The following is a 20,740-nucleotide window of genomic DNA, read 5'->3' as shown; positions in this document are numbered from 1 at the left end:
ATTATTTTGAGAAATAAAGATTAGGATGATGTTGATTTTTTATGAAGACTAGTGATTTTTATTATGATTTACCGGAAGAACTAATTGCTCAGACACCTGTTGAACCAAGAGATTCTTCAAGAATGATGGTTTATAACAGAAAAACTAAGGAAGTTCTTCACAAACATTTTTATGATGTTATCGACTTTTTAAATGAAGGTGATGCTCTTATTGTTAATGACTCAAGAGTTTTACCTGCTAGAATTTATGGTACAAAAATTCCTACCGGTGCTAATGTAGAATTCTTACTGCTAAAACAAGTTAAGGACAAAGTATGGGAAACACTTGTAAAGCCCGGTAAGAAAGCAAGAACCGGTGACAGTTTTACTTTTGGTGATGGCATTATGACAGGCAAAGTTATTGATGTACTTGAAGATGGCAACAGAATTGTTGAATTTAAGTGTGACAGTAACTTCTACGAAACACTTGATAAGATTGGTCAAATGCCACTTCCTCCATACATTCATGAAAAGCTAAAGGACAAGGAAAGATACCAAACAGTATATAGTCACGAACTTGGTTCTGCTGCTGCTCCTACTGCCGGACTTCACTTTACTGATGAACTGCTTGAAAAGATTAAGGCAAAGGGCATTAAGATTGGATATGTAACACTTCATGTTGGACTTGGTACATTTAGACCTGTTAAGGTTGATGATGTTACAACTCACAAGATGCACAGTGAACATTATGAAGTACCGGAAGAAACTGCAAAACTGATTGAAGAAACTAAGAAAAATGGTAAGAGAGTTATTGCAGTTGGTACAACTTCTTGCAGAACACTTGAAAGTGTTGCAAAGGAACATGGCAAGGTTGTTCCTTGTGAAGGTTGGACAGATATTTTCATTTATCCGGGATTTGAGTTTAAGGTACTTGACGGACTTATTACTAACTTCCATCTACCTGAAAGCACACTTATTATGTTAGTTTCTGCTTTTGCCGGTTATGATGAAGTTATGGGTATATATAAAGAAGCTGTCAAAGAGAAATACAGATTTTTCTCATTTGGTGACAGTATGTTTATTGAGTAAGGAGAAATATGTTTAAATTAATTAAGAATGAAAAAACTGCAAGACGAGGTGAGTTTGTAACACCACACGGTACTTTTCAAACTCCTTGTTTTATGAATGTTGCAACTGCCGGTGCTATTAAGGGTGGTGTATCTTCCTTTGATTTAAAGGATATTAAGTGCCAAGTAATGTTGTGCAACACCTATCACCTACATGTTAGAACAGGTGATAAGATTATTAAAGAACTAGGTGGTATTCACAGTCTTACTAAGTGGGATGGTCCTATACTTACAGACTCAGGTGGATTTCAGGTATTTTCACTTGCAAAGCTAAGAAACATTAAAGAAGAAGGTGTTTACTTCTCTTCTCATATTGACGGTAGAAAAATATTTATGGGACCTGAAGAATCAATGCAAATTCAGTCAAACCTAGGTTCTACTATTGCTATGGCTTTTGATGAATGTATTGAAAACCCTGCCCCATATGATTATGTAAAGAATTCTATTGGCCGTACTACCAGATGGCTTGAAAGATGCAAGAAAGAAATGGACAAACTTAACAGTCTTCCTGACACTATTAACAAGAAACAAATGCTATTTGGCATTAACCAAGGTTCTACTTACAGTGACCTTAGAATTCAGCATATGAAAGATATTGCTAAACTTGACCTTGACGGTTATGCAATCGGTGGTCTTGCAGTTGGTGAAACTGCTGATGAAATGTATCGAATTATTGAAGATATTGAACCATATATGCCTAAGGATAAGATTAGATACCTAATGGGTGTTGGTACTCCTGTAAATATTCTTGAAAGTGTTAAGCGTGGTGTTGATTTATTTGACTGTGTTATGCCAAGTAGAAATGCAAGACATGGTCACCTATTCACAAAGAGTGGTATCATCAACATTAACAACCAAAAATATCAAAAGGACCTTGCTCCTATTGACAAAGAATGTAATTGTCCAGTATGCAAGAGTTTCTCAAGAGCATACCTAAGACATCTTAAGAAAGCTGAGGAAATGCTTTATATGCGACTTGCAGTAATGCACAACCTATATTTCTACAACAATTTAATGGAAGAAATCAGAAATGCCCTTGATAATGGAGAATTTGAGACATATTACAACAATAATATTGACATATTAGGAAAACGCATTTAAAATAGTACTTGAATATGCAATGAAAAGTTGTTATAATCTAATTATTAATATGAAATGGAGAATTTAACTATGAATCTAAACTTACTTTCCGGCTCAGCAAGTGGTGGTAGCATGTGGACACTAATCATCATCTACGCTCTTATCTTCGTTGGTATCTACTTTATTCTTATCAGACCAAAGTCAAAGAAGTCTAAGCAAGAACAGGAACTAAGAAACAGCCTACAGATTGGTGATGAAATCACAACAATCGGTGGTATCGTTGGTAGAGTTATCGCTATTAGAGAAGAAGCTGATGAAATCGTACTTGAAACAGGTTCTGAAAAGACAAAGATGGTATTTAAGCGTTGGGCTATCTCAACTGTTAACTCAGACAAGGACAAGCCAGCTGAAAAGACTGACAAGACAGAAAAGAAAGGTTTCTTCGGTAGAAAGAAAAAAGAAGCTGAAGAAAGTCCTGCTGAAAAATAATTACATAATTTTCAATTCCCCTGAATATGATTTAGTATCATATTTGGGGGTGTTTTTTTGAAAAGCATTACTTTAGGATTTAATAAATTTAAGTACATAAAAGGTTTAGTTATTGGTTTAATTGTTGGAGAATTAACACTTATTGTTTTACTTAGTCTTGTAGCAATAGTTATGAGTAACACAGGAATACTGAACAGTACTGTACTAAACATTCTTCTCACTATTATATGTGGTGTATGTGCATTTGTTACAGGGTTTATATGTTCAAAGATTTCTCCTATTAAAGGATATATCAATGGGATTAGCAGTGGGTTTATATTTTTCTTAATTATCTTTAGTGCAGGTATGATAAGTATTGACAGTAACTTTACTGTTTTTACATTCTTAAAATTTATTGTATCTTTCCTATTTGGTACTATTGGTGGAATTCTTGGAGTCAGTAAAAAAGAAAAGTTAATAAAATAATTATAGGCTAGTGATACTTTTAAATCTATCACTAGCCTTTTTCTTTAGAAAATATGAGGGTTGCATAAACAACCCTCATTTTAATATTAAATTTTACATATTTTCTGATGGGAAAACATCAATCATATGATTTAGATACTTCTGAATCAATGTAACATCCTTAACATTTACAGTACCATTACCGGAAACATCACCGGCATATAGCTGAGTTGTAGTTAATGACACTTTATGTGTAATGTACTTTTGAAGTAAAGTAGCATCTGTTACATCAACTTTACCGTCAAGGTTAACATCACCATACTTTGGTGGGTCAATTACTGTTACCTTAACAGTAGTAGTCTTTGTATTAGCTTTAATAGTAATTTCAGCAGTACCTGACTTTACACCGGTTACATTGCCGTTTTCATCAACAGTAGCAATATCTTTGTTGCTTGAAGTATATGTAATGTCGCTATATGCTAAAGCAGTTTCAGGATATACATTAGCTGATACTAATGTTGTCTTGCCTGTAAATACTTCAACATCATTAGCAGAAACACTTTCTACTTCATCAGGTACAGGTTTTACAATTGCACCAACACTAAATTCACCTAGGTTAGTATATTTATCCTTTGTACCTACTGTTTTCCAGCTATGGTCCTTAGAAGATACTAACATAAAGCCTAAATTAGCTGCATCTTGATTATGTTTTGTAAAGATTGTTTCAGGCACTTCATCTGATGTGAAAGTGATAGTCTTTTTCTCACCGGCTTTAATATTTGGTAATACAGCCTCACCTAATGAAGTATATACTGTTTCGTTACTATTGTTATTCTTTTCAAATACAGAAGCCTTTGCCCATTTATCCTGGTCAACAAACTTTACATAGTCTCCACCCTCATAATCAATATTACCGTCATTCACAAGTTCAACCTTTAGAGCAAACTGTGAGTTCTTGTTATCATCGGTAATATATCTTATAGAGTCAATGTCTGCATTTGTAAATACTATCTTGGACTGTTCCTTAAATGAATACTTTTCGGAAGTTGCAAGAACTTTATCTCCTGATGTGATAGTTGAGTACATAGTAATCTTGCTGATTTCTGTATTCTCAGGAACTTGGTACTGAACTTTCATTTCTTGTTCATCAGTAGCCATCCAATTATCAATATTCTTTGACTCATAAAGTTTGTCATTAACATAAAGATTCATCTTTACATCACGGGCAGTATCTACACCACTGTTCTTTGCCAAAACTGAAACATCAACTGTTTCACCTGATGTAGGGTTTTCATCTGAGAACTTGACAGCCTCATTATCTTCACCGGTTGGATATTCAAATCTTGCACTTGTATCATACATACCGATTACAAGGTTATTATTTTCTTCAAATGCACCATCTTTTTCGGCATCATTATCATCAGCATCAATGTACTTTTCATAAACTAAATCGTAAGCATCATAAGTAACAAGAATTTTGTTATTATCTAAAACAACTGCATCAATGTTAGTCTTGAACTTACCGTTATCGGAATTCTTGATGCCACCTTCTGTTAGGTTGGTCTTTGTACCCCAAACGCTTTTGATAATATTAACAGGTGTATCAAGCTTTTCTTTAATAGGTTCACCGGAAGAATCACGAACAACATTGCCATCACTGTCTAACTTTGTTGTTTCTGTGATTTGGTCAACACTATCAATTGTCATTTCTTTAATCCAAATCTGCTGCTCAGTACCTTCATTTACTGTCCATAAACCGTACATTTCTCCATTATCGCTATAATAAACTTTAAAGTCATCACTTACAATATGGTCGTTGTCATCACTGTCAGTAATTTCTGTTGGTGTCATTGCATCTTTTTGAATTTTCTTTTGGCCGCTTTTATCAGTATATACATACTGTGAAAGCAAAGTATCTACATTTAGATAACCATATGTTCCATCACATTTATAGAATAGCAACATATTGTCATAATTGTCATTATGAACATTTACAAGTTGAGGATTTGTTGTAGAATACACACTATCATTGAGTAATATTGAATCACCAACATTAACCTGACCATCTTTAGAAGTGATATTTCTGATATACATTTTATTTTTGTCACCATTAACATCACTATCGTTGGCATCGGTTAAAAGGACATCAGCATCAGTATCAAAACTTTCACCCTTACCTGTAGAATTGCCATTATTTGTAATGTATGAAAGCATAATATTATTACCCTGAGGTTCTGCATCGAATCCATCAACACTGCTACCATTGGTATCAATAGCAGTTGGTGTTGCCCATGTGATTTCATTAGACTTTAGGTTAGTTGTTGTAACACTTAAACCGTATGGAATTTTGTAAATATCATCAAGAGAAGTTTTGTCAGTTACACCTGTAAAGTCGGCAGTTTTGTAATAAAGCTGAACTTCACCTGTAGATTTATTTGCAACTACATATGGGTTAAATACAACCTGGTTTTTGTCAGACTCAAATACATTATAATCGTGGAATTTACCTGTTGATTTATTATAGAAAATGCTTACAATCTTAGAATTTGTCAATACATCATAATTAGATTTTTCAAAGTCTAGGTCAGCATTTTGCCATGCTAGGAGAATATCATCACCACAATCATATGTTGTTAAATCAAAGTCAGTTAAATCTTGGTCATTTGTAATATCTTCTATATCATCACTATTAGTCTTTTTGCTATTTACTAAAGCCTCATCAAGAACACTCTTAGGTTCTGTAATTGTAGTACCCTTATTAGTGTCGTAAATCATATACTTAACTTCAGTAATAGAATTTTCTTCACTTTGAATTGGTGATGCTACAAAATAAACACCATCTTTGATTTTAATAATATTTGGCTGTGTAACATCTTCTGATGGAACTGTCAGTTCATTGTTTAGTAAAGCCTTCTTAGCCTTAGTATCTGCATTAATAGAAGCAGAAGACGGCTCTAGGTCGCCTAGTTTTGTTTTCTTAAGAACATTGCTCTTCTTCAAAGCAACATTTGCTGCTCTTGATACTTGGTCTTCAAGACTTTCATTTCTTGTATCATAAAGAGTAATATCGGTATCAGCAATAGTTTTACTTGTTGAGAATACTGCTAAATCTACATTTACATTTAGACTTAAGTTAACTGTTCCGATACTTTCGCTAAATGCACCTACGATTTTGAAATTAAATCTTGCATCAGCCTCTAGGTTCACACCTACTAAACCATCAACACCAACACCTGCACCTATACCTATTTCCGGAGAAATATCAACAATTCCTCTCCACAAATAGTTCTTAGGATTTTTCAAATCATCATCTGTTAGATATGTTGCCATTTTGTCACCATCAAGTGGTTTATTAGGTAACATACCGGCAGTAATTGTAGCAGTACCACCTACATTAAAGAATACATAGCAAGGAATACAATAGATAAAGAATGGCTTACTGGCTCTGTAGGACAAAGAACCTGAAAGCACTGCATAAGTATCTAGGAAGTGTCTTTCACCATATTTATCTGTGTAATAATCAATTTGAATTGTAAAGGCTACTGTAAAGGAAATTGAACTGGAAGTTTTTAAATCCATAGCATCCTTTAAATTGTCTACATCCTTTTTATCACCTTTTCTGCCGGCCCATAATTCATTGAAAGCGTCAAGTGTTTCTTGAGCGTCTTTTAGCTGTTCTGACATATTTGTAGTTGACCATTCTCTTTGACCTTTAGGCTTTGTCATATCTTTTGACTTATCTAACTGAATACCGATTTGTATAGTATTGATTGGCATACCGTCATATGTATGGTCACTTGAACCGATATTTATGATAGGAGTAAAACCTTTTACAGAGAATGTTGGACTTAGTGAACCTAGTACAGGAATATCCTTTGCTACAGTTGGTTCGTCAAGTTCTGAATCACCTTTTGTAGCTTCACTTTCTGCACCAAGTTGTGGGAAGTAGATTGTATCGTCTTCATCATAAGAAGCAAGGAATGAATAGCCTGTATCAAATCTACCGTAATCTTTCTTTACAACTATTGTATCAGAACTATTTTTGTATGTATTTAGGAATTGGAAATACATACTTGAACCAGGTTTTGCAAGTTCACATAATGGTAGAGTTAAGCTAACTTTTGTATCAGTAGAGTCAACTGAATAATCCATTGTTTGTTCTTTACCGTCAGTTTCTATAATACATCTAACAGTATTTAGAGGTAAATCTTTATCTTCATAAGTTCTGTCAAAATGAAGATTAATATCGTAACTTTCATTAGCTGACAATGTAATAACAGAATTATAAATATTACCCTTACTGTCAGAAGCAGTAACAGTAGTTGGTGCTATACCGTATGTTTTGTATGGAAGTTTTAAGTCCATAGCAAGGTTAGTAATATTATCCTTACCTACTGATACATCACGAATATAATCGTGACCATTGTACTTTACAAGAACTCTATGAACTTCATTTTTGTACAATGTGAAAGTACTATTCTTCTTGCTTGTACCATCATACTCAACTTCATTCTTAAAAATAAAGTTACAGTTTTTGTCTGTTAAAGCAGTACCACCTTCAAAAAACAATGTACTGTTTTTACAAGCAATATAGTCCTCACTGTCATTTGAAACATCATCACTGCTTGGGAACAGAATTGTACCATTCTTTACAAATACAGAACCGGATGCACTGACTTTCAGTTGGTCATCGGAATTAACTTTTTCAAATTCAAGGTGTATGTAGTTATCATCGGACTCATAAGCATACTGTACTGCATAGAAGAAGTCAGAACCGTAATAAGTTTTTGTACTACCGTCTGTACTGCTTTTATATGTCCATTTTGCTCTATAACCTGAATTTGGATTTGCACTAAATGAAAGAATAGTATTTTCAGCAGAATTTAGGTAACTGATATTTTGATTTAGGTTATTTGTATAGCCTGTTAATTCAGCTGAACCGTCTTTTCCTTTAATTTCATATTTAGAGCCTTTGCCTAAATAATCACCATACTGAGGGTTCTTAACAATCAGCTTAGTTTGTTTTCCTACTGTAAATTCAGGATAGAAATAAGCATAAGCATTAGTTATACCTATTTTGCAAGAAGTGTTATTTGAGAAATTTTCAACCTTTTCTACAGTTGACTCTACCATATCTTTATTATCGTTTTGACGATACTTCATATGTGGTATCCAAGCATTTTCACTTAATGGGTCAGGTGTATAGTTGAAAGTAATTTCATCACCGATAATACCGTTTTTATCAGCTGACTGACTATCTCTCTTTGTATTAGTCCAAGAAAGAGTACCTATCTTGTTGCTACCATAATAAGCAGTAGCTGTGCAATTACTGTCATCTACAGAAACTGAAATACCTGATGATAATTTTCTGTTTTGTACCTTAACTGTAGCATCTCTAAGTTCAAATACAGGTTCAACAGTAATAGTATTGTCACTTGAAATATAACTGCTATAAGTACGGATAAGTTCAGGTGTTAAGTCAAATTCTTCACTGCTATTGGAAATAATTTCAGATCTTGTGTTGTTAGAAGTGTTTACAAGACGGTAGCCCTTAATTCTTAACATACCTGAATATTTACTGTCTAGTGCATAAGAGAAACCGGCTGATTCTCCTCTATACATAGTAACACTTGTTGACTGATTATTGTTCATAGGATCAGAAAGTTTAATACCACCTCTATAAACTTCGTCCTTTACATTTTGTAATTTTCCGTCTTTATATAATTCTATAGAAGAATTATTTGAAATTTTTACATTGTATTTTGTTAATAGTAAATAGGTATTGTCGTATTCACCCTGACTAGTATAACCGTTGTTGTAGAATTTAACTCCACAAGAACCCCAGAAACTACCTTTCTCAACTGTAAAGTATAATTTCTGCTTAGCGTTTAAATTTTTAAAATCAAAACCTCTTGATATTCTAGATGATGAAACATTACCCATATTCCAATGGTCACCATATCTGATCTTGGACATCCACTCACATTCAGCGTTACTACTGGCAAGTTTATCCTCACTATCGGTATAAACTGCAACATAGTCCCATGCACAAGAACCAACATCGTGACTGTATTTTACTTGAAGTCTGTCAACACCGGCAAAGTCAATATCATCTGTTGCAATATCTAAGGCTGCATATCTCCAACTAGTACCATTATTATAGCCTAGAGCATAATATCCACCGGCACTATTGTATCTATATGTAGCATCATTATTCTTATACTTTGTACCTTTACCGTATTGGAAAGTTGCCTTTGATAAATCAACAAATTCTACATCACGAAGTTTATTGTACTTATATGTACCAAAACCTGTATCGTAAGTATCACTATCTCCTACGGAAGTAGTATCTACCTTTGCACCTGTAGAAAGAAGTACCTTAGCTTTATCTTTCTTTACCTTTGCATTTGATACATTATCAAGGTTAACATTAAAGTAGGTGTCATTCTTTGCATTAAGCAAATCTACAGGGAACTTAATTTCTGTCATACCCGGAGTAAAAGTAAGGTTCATAACATTTGAAGAATAATCAACCATACCTTTTGCAGATGCAGAAGAAGTTTTTGCAGTAAAGTTAATAGTTTTTCCCAGATTACCTGAACGATTAATCTTTACATAAGCAGTATTTGACTTAGGGTTAACCTTAGTGTCACTTACTGTAATATATGAATCAGGCTTTTCTCTTTCTTCTTTAATTGAAATTAGAGAAGTTGTTTGGTTACCTAGTTCACAATTTTTTGCATCACATAGTGAGAAATAGAATTGTAAGTCATCACGAACATACTTACTTTTTCTAGTTTCAATATAAATAGTTTTATGACTTTCGCCATCTTCAAAAGTAACATTAAATGTTGATGAAGTTGGCATTAACTTATTCTGTACAGTATCGTTATAGTCAGAAATAAGTTTCTTTGTTTTGTTATCAACATCCTTACTATCTGCATTTTCATAAGAAGTATCTGCTGTACCTGTTTTAGGTATAAAAGAATAATTTGAAATTGCATAATAAGGATTAGCCTTACCCTTTATTGGTTCGGTTGTAGTAAGGTTATCGGTATAAATTCTATAATCTGTACCATACTCAGCAGTAAGGTCAATAGTCTTAACTTTTACTGTTGATTTACCCTTTGTACCACCTTGTCTGAGAATATTAAATGAATAAAAGTTATTCATTTTTAGTTCTGCAGTTTTCTCAGGAAACATAATCAAGCCGTTTTCATAGGTCTTTTTCAAAGAATTATTATCTTTGAAATAAGTTGACTTTTCTTGATTAAGATTTCCGATTGTCTCTGTGTTCTTTTGGGTTACAGCATAACCAAAAGGAATTGAACAAATAATCATCAATACACATAGTATTGAAATAATTATTGCCTTTGTGTACTTGTTTATTTTGTTCATATTACCATCCTTTCTTAATAGTATTTTATGGTATTATAACTAATACAATAGTATCACACAATGTTCACATATTAAAGTAAATTGTCACGAATTGCAATTTTTTGTCCTAAACGGATAGCTATTATAATTTTGATTTAAAAAATACGCCTTGCTACAACAAAGTGGCAAGGCATATTCTTTATTTATATAAAGTTCTTAAATCTTGAAAGTAAATCTTTCTTGGTATTCCATAGCTTTTCTGAAAGGTCAACATAATATTTATGTGGATTTTCGAAACGCTTAACTTCATCCCATAGTAAATCAATTTCCTTAGCACAATAATCTTTGATTTCTTCAAGGGTTGGCATATCATATACACACTTGCCATCTTTAAAGATTGGTACTTGAAGTTCACGAACTGTAAAATTAGTTAACTCCTTAGTTTTCCAAGTAGCCTGTTGGTCAAAGATTATTCTAGGTTCTTTATCATTTACCACTTCGTCATAGATACAAAGTTCATCTGCCAAAGCCTTGCCACTTTCTTTGTCATAGTATCTATAAACTTTCTTGAAGTGTGGGTTAGTGATTTTTGCAGTATTTTCGCTGACTTTGATTTTCGGAATAATGTTGCCCTCATTATCTTCAACTGCAACTAACTTATATACTCCACCAAATACCGGTGTACTCTTGGAAGTGATCAGTCTTTCACCTACACCAAAAGTATCTACCTTTGCGTCTTGCATCATTAAGTCACGAATTAGGTATTCATCAAGTGCATTGGAAGCTACAATCTTACAACACTGTAGGCCTGCATCATCAAGCATTTTTCTTGCTTTCTTAGATAGATAAGAAATATCACCTGAATCAAGTCTGATTGCAAAATTAGTAATACCCTTCGGTAAAAGAATTTCCTTAAACACCTTTATTGCATTTGGTACACCACTTTTTAGGGTATTATAAGTATCAACCAAAAGTGTTACATTCTCAGGATAAGTTTCACAATAAGTCTTAAATGCATCATACTCAGTATCAAACATTTGTATCCAAGAATGAGCCATTGTACCACCTGCCGGTACACCATAAAGTTCATCTGTAATTGTACAAGCAGTACCTGCACATCCACCTATATACGCTGCTCTTGCACCTAAGATTGCACCGTCAGCACCTTGTGCTCTACGAGAACCAAATTCAAGTACCGTTCTGCCTTGAGAGGCTCTTACAATTCTATTTGCTTTAGTAGCAATCAGTGACTGATGGTTAATTGAAAGAAGTACAAATGTTTCAATAAGTTGTGCTTCAATTGCCGGTGCTTTTACTGTAAGGATTGGTTCATTTGGAAATACAGGTGTGCCTTCAGGTATTGCATAAATGTCACCTGTAAAATGGAAGTCCTTTAGATAATCTAAAAATTCTTCATCAAAAATGTTTTTTGAACGAAGATAATCAATATCTTCACTTGAGAAATGAAGGTTCTTGATATAATCAATTACTTGCTCAAGACCTGCTACAATTGCAAAACCACCATTGTCCGGTACTGAACGATAGAACACATCAAAATATGTAATTCTCTTATAAAAACCGTTCTTAAAGTAGCCGTTTGCCATTGTAAGTTCATAAAAGTCACATAGCATAGTCATATTCTTTTCTGTCATATTTACACCTACTTATTCTGTTATTTTAATTTGGAAGCTACTCATAACGGAAAGTGCTTCATCATTTAACTTGTCGTCATTTGATGCAACAAGACTTTTATTTACAATAATTTCTGTTTCAGGTTGGGCAGTTTTTGCAATTACTGCATTTGAGATAACACAGATATTTGTTACTACACCAACTAATTCTATTGATGAATACCGATTATTTTTTAAATATTCAAAAAGTTTATCCGAGCCAAAAGTATTCTTTTCAAAAAGTAAATCTGTTTCTTTAACTGATTGTGACACTTTGCCATAAAGATTATGACCATTTGTTCCTTTAATACAATGTGGTACAGGTAAAGATTTACCCTCATTTGTATTCATATAATCATCATAATGGGTATCTAAAGTAAAAACAACATCATCACTGTTATTATGGTACTTTTCAATTAAATTAGCTATTTTAGAGTCAAGTTCTTTAGCTTTTTCAAAGCCAAGAGAACCTGAAACAAAGTCATTTTGATAATCTACAACTACAAGACATTTCTTCATAATTAATCCCTACTTAAATTTATCTAGTAATATTCAATCATTTTTTCAGAATTTAGTCAAGTATAATTTAGGTAAATTTTAGTTTAGAAAAGTATAGGATAAGATAAAAAAGGTATAAAAAAGACCTATGCAAAAACATAGGTCTTAAAGTCTTAACTTTTAGATTTTAGATTAGCAAACTGGTACAACCCAACCTAGCTTATCTTCAACCTTACCCCACTGAATACCTGTTAGGTTATCGTAAAGTTTCTGGCTGATTTCACCGATTTCGCCATTGTTGATTGTCATAACCTTATCGCCACACTTTAGTTCACCGATTGGTGAAATAACTGCAGCAGTACCTGTACCAAAGCTTTCCTTTAGTCTGCCTTCGTCAGCTGCTTTTTCAACTTCCTGAATTGAAAGTCTTCTTTCTGAAACCTTGTAGCCCCAAGATTTTAGAAGTTCGATTGTACTCATTCTTGTGATACCACCAAGGATTGAACCTTGAAGTGCAGGTGTAATAACTTCGTCATCAATAACAAAGAATACATTCATTGTACCAACTTCTTCAATATACTTTCTTTCTACACCGTCTAGCCATAGAACCTGAGTATATTTCTGCTTTTCAGCTTCGTCCTGAGCCTTTAGAGAAGCAGCATAGTTACCACCTGTCTTAGTAAAGCCCATACCACCCTTAACGGCACGAACATAATTTTCTTCAACATAAATCTTAACAGGGTTAAGTCCTTCAGGATAATAAGCACCAACAGGACAACAGATAATTACAAATAGAAGATGTTTTGCTGGGTGAACACCTAGCTGAGCATCTGTTGAGAAAATAAATGGTCTAATGTATAGAGATGTACCTTCTGAATGTGGTACCCAATCTTTTTCTACTTCTACAAGTTTCTTAACAGCTTCTACTGCAAACTTTTCGTCAATCTGAGGAATACAAAGTCTTTCGTTAGAAACATTAAGTCTAGCCATATTTTTGTCCGGTCTAAATAGGTTAATGCCACCGTTGACATTTCTGTATGCTTTCATACCTTCAAATACTTCTTGACCGTAGTGGAATACCATTGCTGATGGGTCTAGTGCGATTGGACCATAAGGTACAATTCTTGGGTCATGCCAACCCTGACCTTCATCATAGTTCATTAGGAACATATGGTCTGTGAAAATACGACCAAAACCTAATTTGCTTTCGTCTTGTGGTTTTTCTTTTGGATTTTTAGTAAGTTCAATTTTAATTTCTTCCATAATATAATCGACCTTTCATATATGAACTCTAGTTCTATTTTATCACAAATTACATAATAGTCAATATTTTAACAAATATTTTATGTCAAAAGGCACATTACTTTCTAAAACTATTTTTTCATTACTTATTGGATGGGCGAAAATCACCTTGCTACAATGTAGTGCTTGTCTAGAAATATGTTCTAGAGAACCACCATATAAATCATCCCCTGCAAGTGGATAACCTAGGTATGACATATGGCATCTTATCTGATGGGTTCTTCCGGTTTCCAAAGTACAGAGAATTTCTGTATAGCTAGGACTTCTGTCTATCACTTTATAGTGAGTAACAGCCTTTGCACCATCATCAGAAACTTCACGAACCATCTTGCTATCTTCTTTTAATTTTATATTTTTATTTACCGTACCATCTTCGACAATATTACCACAGCATACTGCTGTATATTCTTTATATAGAGACTTGATTTTGTTTGCTACAAATCTATTTTTTGCAATTACAACTAAGCCTGATGTATCTCTGTCTATTCTGTTAATTGCTCTAAAGGTATAGTCCTCATTTTTGTTAAGCGAATAGTATCTAACTATATTTGCTAAAGTATCTGTTTGGTGATTCTTAGTAGGATGTACCGGCATTAGTGGAGGTTTATCTACTACTAAAATATAGTCATCCTCATAAATTACATTTAGTTCACCTTTAGTTGGAGTAATTTCGTTACTGTCGTTAGGTAAATTAATTACTACCTTATCCCCTACATACACATTATCTATAGTTCTCAAAAGCTGATTATCCCTAGTAATTCCCATTTTGGTTCTAACCAGTCTTGTAATTAATCTTGCTGAAATGTTGCAATAATACTTTAAAAACTCTTTGCAATTTTTGTTGTCATATTCAATCGGCACTATAAAAGTTAAATTTTTTCTACTCATAACTCTATCCTAAATAACCTACTGCATAAAGCACTACTAAGGTAAAAATAATTTGTAACACAAAAATAATTGGAATACCAACCATAAAAAGTGGGTGTCTTGTTTTGTGATGAATAATTCTCATAGTTAGGTACATTAATACCGAACTACCTAAAAATGAAAATAGCATCAAGGTGCTTTCTCTTACTCTCCACGAACCCAAAACACTTGCTCTTTTATCATAAATAGTCAAGGCTATGGCTATAATATTCACTATTACTAAATATATAATCAGAAAATACAACATAATATCACCGAAAGGATTGTTAATATTGAAAACTAAAATTTATTTATCTTTACTTGCTCTTTCACTTCTAATAGCCGTTATCACATTAAATTACTATGAAGTAGCAAATCCTGTAAAAGAAGTTAGCAACACCAATACTGTACCTATAACTGAAAGTACCATTAAAAAAGTTATTAAGAAAAGTGAAGATAAATTCTTTATGAAAGGAATTTGGGTTACATATATGGACCTTGACATGAGTGACACAGACAGAAGTTATACTTCATTTAAAAAGAAGTTTGATTCTATTGTTGACACTTGTAAAGAAAAAGGCTTTAACACACTTATTGTACAAGTTAGACCATTTTCCGATGCATTATATAATTCAAATGTATATCCTTATTCTCACATACTTACAGGTGAACAAGGCAAAAATCCAAATTATGATGGACTAAAATATATGTGTAAAAAAGTACATTCATCCGGAATGAGAATTGAGGCTTGGGTAAATCCATACAGAGTTAAAAGCAAAAAAGTTCCTGAAAAATTATCAAGTGATAATCCATACATTAAAGATAGTTCCATAGGTGTTGAAACTGATGATGGAATTTATCTTAACCCGGCAAGTAAAAAGGCTCAAGACCTAGTTGTAAATGGTGTTGAAGAAATTGTTGCTAACTATGATATTGACGGAATACAGTTTGACGATTACTTCTACCCTACTGATGATGAAAGTTTTGATAGCAGAGAATACAGTCAATACAAAAAAGCACAAAATAACAACTGTCTTAGCCTTGACAAGTGGAGGATGAACAATGTTAATACACTAATCAAAAAGGTATATGAGAAAGTTCATAGCCTTAAAGACAATGTACAGTTTGGCATTTCACCACAAGGCAATGTTGACAACAACAAGGAAATTTATGCTGATGTAAAAACTTGGTGCAGTAAAGACGGATATATTGACTACATTTGCCCTCAAATTTACTTTAGCTTAGACAATCCTGCACTTACTTATGAAGATGCCATTAATGATTGGCTAAAGATTAAGACAAATAAAAATATCAAAATATATTCAGGTCTTGCCGGATATAAAGCCGGTACTGATGCTTAGATTGTCAAACCAAGTGCAACACTTTGATTAAAATAGTCAATAGGTGAAAGAAGGTCTAAACATTTTCTAGGTCTATTATTGATTTTATCAAGGACTGCATCAAGTTGTGCTCTTGTGACTTTTCTGAAATCAGTACCTCTTGGAAAGAAAAATCTTAATAGTCCATTGATATTTTCATTTGAACCTCGTTGCCAAGGAGCATGAACATCTGCAAAATATATTTCTAAATCTAAATCTTTTTCAATATCAGCATATCCGTTAAATTCAGAACCATTATCTAAAGTTAATGTAAGTGGCTTGATTTTTAAAGAAGCTTTTTCAAAAGCTTCTCTAAAAGCTGAATTAATTGATGAAATAGATTTATCTTTACAGGTAGCAGCTACAAGAAATCTTGATTTTCTATCAATAGCAGTAACAAGATAGCCTTTTCCAACTGAACCGTAAATTGTATCTCCCTCATAATCACCAAATCTTCCTCTCTCATCAATTACAGAATCACGATTATGAATTGATTTTTCAGAATGTTTAGTGTAGGTCTTACGCTCAGTTCTGTAAGGTTTTCCTCTTCTTCTAAGATGTGATGCAGGTGAAATACCCGGGAATAATTTGGAACGAATTGCACGATAAATAGAAGAAAAGAAATCTTTATATTATGATTTAAATTCCATTTATCGGCTATTATTTCGTGACCAAAAGGAATGTAATTTATCAAATACATAATTATATATATCTGTGTATATGAGTAAATTATTTTTCTATGACAATCCTTTCTTCTTACTAAATATTTTACATGTGCGCCCCAAGAATGATAGTGTTTGCGTTTTTTACTAAAATTCCGTTTTAATTCTCTGCTGATTGTAGAAGGACTTCGTTCAAGTATTTTTGCAATTTTTCTTATGCTATATCCTTTTTCGTAAAATTCTTGTAGACATTCTCTTTCAATTAGTGTAAGATGTGTATATGACAATATGATTACCTCCGTATTATGTTTGGTGTTGCAACTACATTTTACACGTTGGTTTTCATATTGTCTATTTTTTTAGTGTTGCACTTGTTATTATAATCTACCATGACAGTGACAGTGGCACTTGGAGTGACTTTGACGATATACTAAAACAAGAATATGAAATTGCAGTAAAAAAGAACTATAATGGTATAATGCTATACAGTTATAGTTCTTTATCGGAAAAATCTGCAACTAAAGAAATTGCAAACCTTACTATGAAATTAAATTAATTCACCTATGCAATAATCATCAAATGCATCTGTCAATTTAACATCTACAATCTTATCGTTTAGGTCTAAGTCATAAAATACTCTTACCGGTGTATAGTTCATTGTATAACCTTCCCAGTAGCCTTCTTCTTTCTTACGTTCAAACAGAACTGAATATGTATTGTTAAGCTGGTTTCTAAGGAACTCTTTTCTATCCTTTAGAGTAACTTCAATCATCTTCTTACTGCGTTCACTCTTAATTTGTGGGTCAACCTGATTAGGTAGCTTGTCGCCTACTGTACCCTTTCTACGAGAATATGAGAAAGTATGCACTTTGGCAAACTTAATTGAATGAACAAAGTCAAGGGACTTTTGGAATTCTTCTTCGGTTTCACCTGCAAAGCCTACCATTACATCAGTAGTAATTGCACAATCTTTAAAAGCTTTACGCAAGTTATTTACAATTGTTCTGTATTCTGCTGTATCGTAATGACGGTTCATTCTCTTTAATGTTTCATCACAACCTGACTGTAGAGATAAATGGAACTGTGGGCAAAGTTTATCACACTTTGCAAGTCTTTCAATAAACTCAGGGTCAAGTCTTTCAGGTTCTAGGGAACTTAGTCTTACTCTGTCAATGCCATCAACTGATGCTACAGTTTCTACTGCATCACATAAATTTAAGTTAGTATCTTGACCAAAGCAAGAAAGGTTGATACCTACTAAAACAATTTCTCTAAAGCCCTTTGATGCTAGGTCTGTTGCCTCTTCCTTTAGCTCATTAATATCCTTTGAACGAACTCTACCTCTTGCATAAGGGATAATACAATATGCACAGAAACGGTTACAACCGTCTTCAATCTTGATTTGTGCTCTTGTTCTTTCTTCAAAGTTAGTAATCTTAATTGGTTCAAAAATTTCTCCACCTGTATGTTCTTCAACATTTACATAATGGTCTGAATTTGACACATAATCTTTTATTAACTTTGAGATAATTTTTCTGTTTGTATTACCCACAACAATATCACAAATTTCATACACTTCATCTTCAGGAAATGCTTGTGACATACAACCTGTTACTACAATAATTGCATTTTCGTTATTTCTTCTAATTCTTCTTATTAGCTTTCTGTTTTTGCTATCACTTACAGAAGTTACAGTACAAGTATTTACAATAAAAATATCTGCATGGTCTTTGTCAGGGCTATGGGTAAAACCATCTTTTAGCATAACCTCTGTCATAACCTGAGATTCGTACTGATTAACCTTACAACCCAGTGTAATTATATTAAATGTCATAAAATACTTCTCCTTTTAGTCATAACTTAAAGTATAATAATTTTCAAGAGAAATGTCAACTAAAGGATTGATAAAGCAAGGAAATAACTATATTTTCCATAAAAATTGCCCATTGAAAATCAATGGGCATTATTTTTATTATGTTTGATTTATATACCTAGGTCTTTTACCCAAGACTCTACTTCATCTTGTGATGCACCTGAAGAAAATCTTTCCCCATCTTGCCAATTACCTGTACCTGCTTGTTCTTTTAGAAGTTCGCCACTATCTCCAAGACCTGATGATGATGAAGTACAGAAAGGAATAACTGTCTTGTTTGTAAAGTCATTGCCTTTAACAAAGTTATCTACAGGCCAAGCAGCAATACCCCACCAAATTGGATAACCGATAAATACTGTATCATAATTATCGAAATTTTCAGGTGTTACAGTTTTTAACGGAACATCTCTTTTGCTTTCGTCATCATGTTCAACGCTTACTCTGCTTCTGCTATTTGTCCAATCAAGGTCACCTTCTGAATATGGTTCTTTAGGTTCAATTTCAAAGAGATCTCCACCTGTTGCATTTGCAATTGTTTCAGCTACTGCTTTTGTAGAACCTGTTGCTGAGTAATATGCTACTAATACTTTACCCTTTGACTTAGTAGTTTTTGTCTTAGTACTTGTTGATGAACTTGAGTTGCTATTTGTACCGTTGCTAGAACTTGAATTAGAATTTGAACTACCACAAGCTGAAAAAGTTAGTACAAGTAAAAGTGCAATTACTAGGGAAGTTAATTTTTTCATAAAATCTCTCCTTATTTACATTCTTCAAAAATTTCTAAAATTTCTTTGTGAGTTAGTTTCTTGTAGCTACCACCAACAATGAAACATGACTCTGCTATTTCTTTTAGATTGATATTTTCTTCAACACCTAATTCTTTAAGTGTAGTTGGCATTCCGATTTCTTTAATAAAATCAGCTAAAGCATTTACACCTTCTAAGGCTAGTTGTTCTTCTGTTTTATTATCTTTAGGGATACCCCAAACATTAGTTGCAAACTGTGCAAATTTCTTTTTGCCAACTTCACAAATATGCTTATAGTAAACAGGATGAAGAACTGCAAGTCCTGCACCATGGTTACAATTAGTATATGCACCTAACTGATGTTCCATTTGGTGACATTGAAAGTCAGTCTTTTTGCCAAGTTTGATAATACGGTTCTCAGCCATTGTTGCATCCCACATTAGATTACTTCTTGCTTCATAATCTTCGGGATTCTTAATTGCAACACGCAAGTTCTTAATAACATTTTTCATTAGTGCCTCTGAAATATCATCAGAAACATTGCTTTCATCAGGTTCACTAAAGTAAATTTCCATAATATGTGAAAGTGTATCAAATGCACCTGAAACCATTTGGAACTTTGGTACACTGTATGTGTATGTTGGGTCTAACATAACAAACTGTGCATTTAGCTTTGGATAATCTCTACCTGTTTTAATCTTAAGTTCTTCATTCGTAATTACTGCACCACCGTTACATTCGCTACCTGTACCGGCAGCAGTAACAATAATTCCAAGTGGTAATGGTTCAAAGTTAACAACACCGCCTCTAGCCCAAAAGTCAGACCAAATGTCACCGTCATACTTAGCCCCTAGTGAAATTGCTTTGCAACAATCCATTACACTGCCACCACCAACTGCTAAAATTAAATCAACATTATTTTCTTTTGCAAGTGAGATACCCTCTTGTACCTTTGAATAAGTTGGATTTGATGGAATACCCGGAAAATCAATAATTTTCTTGTTGCTATCGGTTAATACAGAAACAACTTCATCATAGATACCGTTATTCTTAATTGAACCTCCACCGTAACAAAGCATAACTTTGTCGCCATATGAAGTTAGAATATTTGACAAATATTCTTTTACACAACCCTCACCAAAATAAACCTTTGATGAGTTTTCAAAAACAAAATTATTCATACTTTTTATATCAAACAAATGATGTTTG

The 20,740-nt window shown here is 33.3% G+C and carries 14 protein-coding genes and 1 pseudogene; 5 read left to right on the top strand and 10 right to left on the bottom strand.

Annotated elements, in window-relative coordinates; genetic code table 11:
• The first annotated feature begins 41 nt into the window (after nt 1–41).
• The 4 genes from queA to E5Z56_RS10175 all read left to right on the top strand — a co-directional run bounded on the left by queA (nt 42) and on the right by E5Z56_RS10175 (nt 3,139).
• Complete coding sequence (queA, locus tag E5Z56_RS10190) at nt 42–1,067, top strand: tRNA preQ1(34) S-adenosylmethionine ribosyltransferase-isomerase QueA (protein ID WP_138157691.1); 1,026 nt, start codon at nt 42–44, stop codon at nt 1,065–1,067.
• A gap of 8 nt (nt 1,068–1,075) precedes the next feature.
• Nucleotides 1,076–2,206 (top strand): tRNA guanosine(34) transglycosylase Tgt, encoded by a 1,131-nt coding sequence (gene tgt, locus E5Z56_RS10185; protein ID WP_138157690.1) that lies wholly within the window; start codon nt 1,076–1,078, stop codon nt 2,204–2,206.
• Nucleotides 2,207–2,275: 69 nt separating this feature from the next.
• Nucleotides 2,276–2,674 carry a preprotein translocase subunit YajC gene (gene yajC / locus E5Z56_RS10180; RefSeq protein ID WP_138157689.1) on the top strand — a complete coding sequence of 133 codons (399 nt, stop codon included), beginning with the start codon at nt 2,276–2,278 and terminating at the stop codon, nt 2,672–2,674.
• 57 nt (nt 2,675–2,731) lie between these two features.
• A complete protein-coding gene (locus tag E5Z56_RS10175) occupies nt 2,732–3,139 on the top strand; it encodes a TIGR04086 family membrane protein (RefSeq protein ID WP_175405460.1) in 408 nt (135 codons plus the stop codon).
• Nucleotides 3,140–3,232: 93 nt separating this feature from the next.
• Here E5Z56_RS10175 and E5Z56_RS10170 read toward each other — a convergent pair whose 3' ends face one another.
• The 6 genes from E5Z56_RS10170 to E5Z56_RS10145 form a co-directional block, all read right to left on the bottom strand.
• Nucleotides 3,233–10,516, bottom strand: a complete 7,284-nt coding sequence (locus tag E5Z56_RS10170; protein ID WP_138157687.1) for a dockerin type I domain-containing protein — start codon at nt 10,514–10,516, stop codon at nt 3,233–3,235.
• Between the two features lie 182 nt (nt 10,517–10,698).
• Nucleotides 10,699–12,147, bottom strand: a complete 1,449-nt coding sequence (locus E5Z56_RS10165; protein WP_138157686.1) for a nicotinate phosphoribosyltransferase — start codon at nt 12,145–12,147, stop codon at nt 10,699–10,701.
• 12 nt (nt 12,148–12,159) lie between these two features.
• Nucleotides 12,160–12,684 carry a cysteine hydrolase family protein gene (locus E5Z56_RS10160; RefSeq protein WP_138157685.1) on the bottom strand — a complete coding sequence of 175 codons (525 nt, stop codon included), beginning with the start codon at nt 12,682–12,684 and terminating at the stop codon, nt 12,160–12,162.
• Nucleotides 12,685–12,855: 171 nt separating this feature from the next.
• The gene (locus E5Z56_RS10155) at nt 12,856–13,926 is read right to left on the bottom strand and encodes a branched-chain amino acid aminotransferase (protein ID WP_138157684.1); all 1,071 of its coding nucleotides are present in this window, start codon (nt 13,924–13,926) and stop codon (nt 12,856–12,858) included.
• Between the two features lie 60 nt (nt 13,927–13,986).
• Nucleotides 13,987–14,853 carry an RluA family pseudouridine synthase gene (locus E5Z56_RS10150; protein WP_138157683.1) on the bottom strand — a complete coding sequence of 289 codons (867 nt, stop codon included), beginning with the start codon at nt 14,851–14,853 and terminating at the stop codon, nt 13,987–13,989.
• A 4-nt stretch (nt 14,854–14,857) separates the two neighbouring features.
• Nucleotides 14,858–15,139 (bottom strand): DUF1294 domain-containing protein, encoded by a 282-nt coding sequence (locus tag E5Z56_RS10145; protein WP_175405459.1) that lies wholly within the window; start codon nt 15,137–15,139, stop codon nt 14,858–14,860.
• Nucleotides 15,140–15,164: 25 nt separating this feature from the next.
• Here E5Z56_RS10145 and E5Z56_RS10140 point away from each other — a divergent pair, with 25 nt between their 5' ends.
• Complete coding sequence (locus E5Z56_RS10140; RefSeq protein ID WP_175405458.1) at nt 15,165–16,232, top strand: glycoside hydrolase family 10 protein; 1,068 nt, start codon at nt 15,165–15,167, stop codon at nt 16,230–16,232.
• Here E5Z56_RS10140 and E5Z56_RS12245 read toward each other — a convergent pair.
• The 4 genes and pseudogenes from E5Z56_RS12245 to E5Z56_RS10115 all read right to left on the bottom strand — a co-directional run bounded on the left by E5Z56_RS12245 (nt 16,229) and on the right by E5Z56_RS10115 (nt 20,712).
• Nucleotides 16,229–17,199, bottom strand: a pseudogene (locus tag E5Z56_RS12245) (IS30 family transposase). The gene E5Z56_RS10140 and the pseudogene E5Z56_RS12245 overlap by 4 nt on opposite strands.
• Before the next feature lie 260 nt (nt 17,200–17,459).
• Nucleotides 17,460–18,746: a tRNA (N(6)-L-threonylcarbamoyladenosine(37)-C(2))-methylthiotransferase MtaB gene (gene mtaB, locus E5Z56_RS10125; RefSeq protein ID WP_138157681.1), complete on the bottom strand. Its 1,287-nt coding sequence runs from the start codon at nt 18,744–18,746 to the stop codon at nt 17,460–17,462.
• A gap of 149 nt (nt 18,747–18,895) precedes the next feature.
• The gene (locus tag E5Z56_RS10120) at nt 18,896–19,531 is read right to left on the bottom strand and encodes a flavodoxin (RefSeq protein ID WP_138157680.1); all 636 of its coding nucleotides are present in this window, start codon (nt 19,529–19,531) and stop codon (nt 18,896–18,898) included.
• Nucleotides 19,532–19,542: 11 nt separating this feature from the next.
• The gene (locus tag E5Z56_RS10115; protein WP_138157994.1) at nt 19,543–20,712 is read right to left on the bottom strand and encodes an iron-containing alcohol dehydrogenase; all 1,170 of its coding nucleotides are present in this window, start codon (nt 20,710–20,712) and stop codon (nt 19,543–19,545) included.
• Nucleotides 20,713–20,740 lie beyond the last annotated feature (28 nt).

The organism is Ruminococcus bovis (assembly GCF_005601135.1).
Classification (GTDB): Bacteria; Bacillota; Clostridia; order Oscillospirales; family Acutalibacteraceae; genus Ruminococcoides; species Ruminococcoides bovis.
The sequence above is the reverse complement of the archived record's forward strand: the minus strand, read 5'-3'. Positions and strand labels throughout refer to the sequence as shown.

Coding starts and splice junctions, on each gene's coding strand:
- queA (WP_138157691.1), top strand. CDS start 42: ATGAAGACTAGTGATTTTTATTATGATTTACCGGAAGAACTAATTGCT.
- tgt (WP_138157690.1), top strand. CDS start 1,076: ATGTTTAAATTAATTAAGAATGAAAAAACTGCAAGACGAGGTGAGTTT.
- yajC (WP_138157689.1), top strand. CDS start 2,276: ATGAATCTAAACTTACTTTCCGGCTCAGCAAGTGGTGGTAGCATGTGG.
- E5Z56_RS10170 (WP_138157687.1), bottom strand. CDS start 10,516: ATGAACAAAATAAACAAGTACACAAAGGCAATAATTATTTCAATACTA.
- E5Z56_RS10165 (WP_138157686.1), bottom strand. CDS start 12,147: ATGACAGAAAAGAATATGACTATGCTATGTGACTTTTATGAACTTACA.
- E5Z56_RS10160 (WP_138157685.1), bottom strand. CDS start 12,684: ATGAAGAAATGTCTTGTAGTTGTAGATTATCAAAATGACTTTGTTTCA.
- E5Z56_RS10155 (WP_138157684.1), bottom strand. CDS start 13,926: ATGGAAGAAATTAAAATTGAACTTACTAAAAATCCAAAAGAAAAACCA.
- E5Z56_RS10150 (WP_138157683.1), bottom strand. CDS start 14,853: ATGAGTAGAAAAAATTTAACTTTTATAGTGCCGATTGAATATGACAAC.
- E5Z56_RS10145 (WP_175405459.1), bottom strand. CDS start 15,139: ATGTTGTATTTTCTGATTATATATTTAGTAATAGTGAATATTATAGCC.
- mtaB (WP_138157681.1), bottom strand. CDS start 18,746: ATGACATTTAATATAATTACACTGGGTTGTAAGGTTAATCAGTACGAA.
- E5Z56_RS10120 (WP_138157680.1), bottom strand. CDS start 19,531: ATGAAAAAATTAACTTCCCTAGTAATTGCACTTTTACTTGTACTAACT.
- E5Z56_RS10115 (WP_138157994.1), bottom strand. CDS start 20,712: ATGAATAATTTTGTTTTTGAAAACTCATCAAAGGTTTATTTTGGTGAG.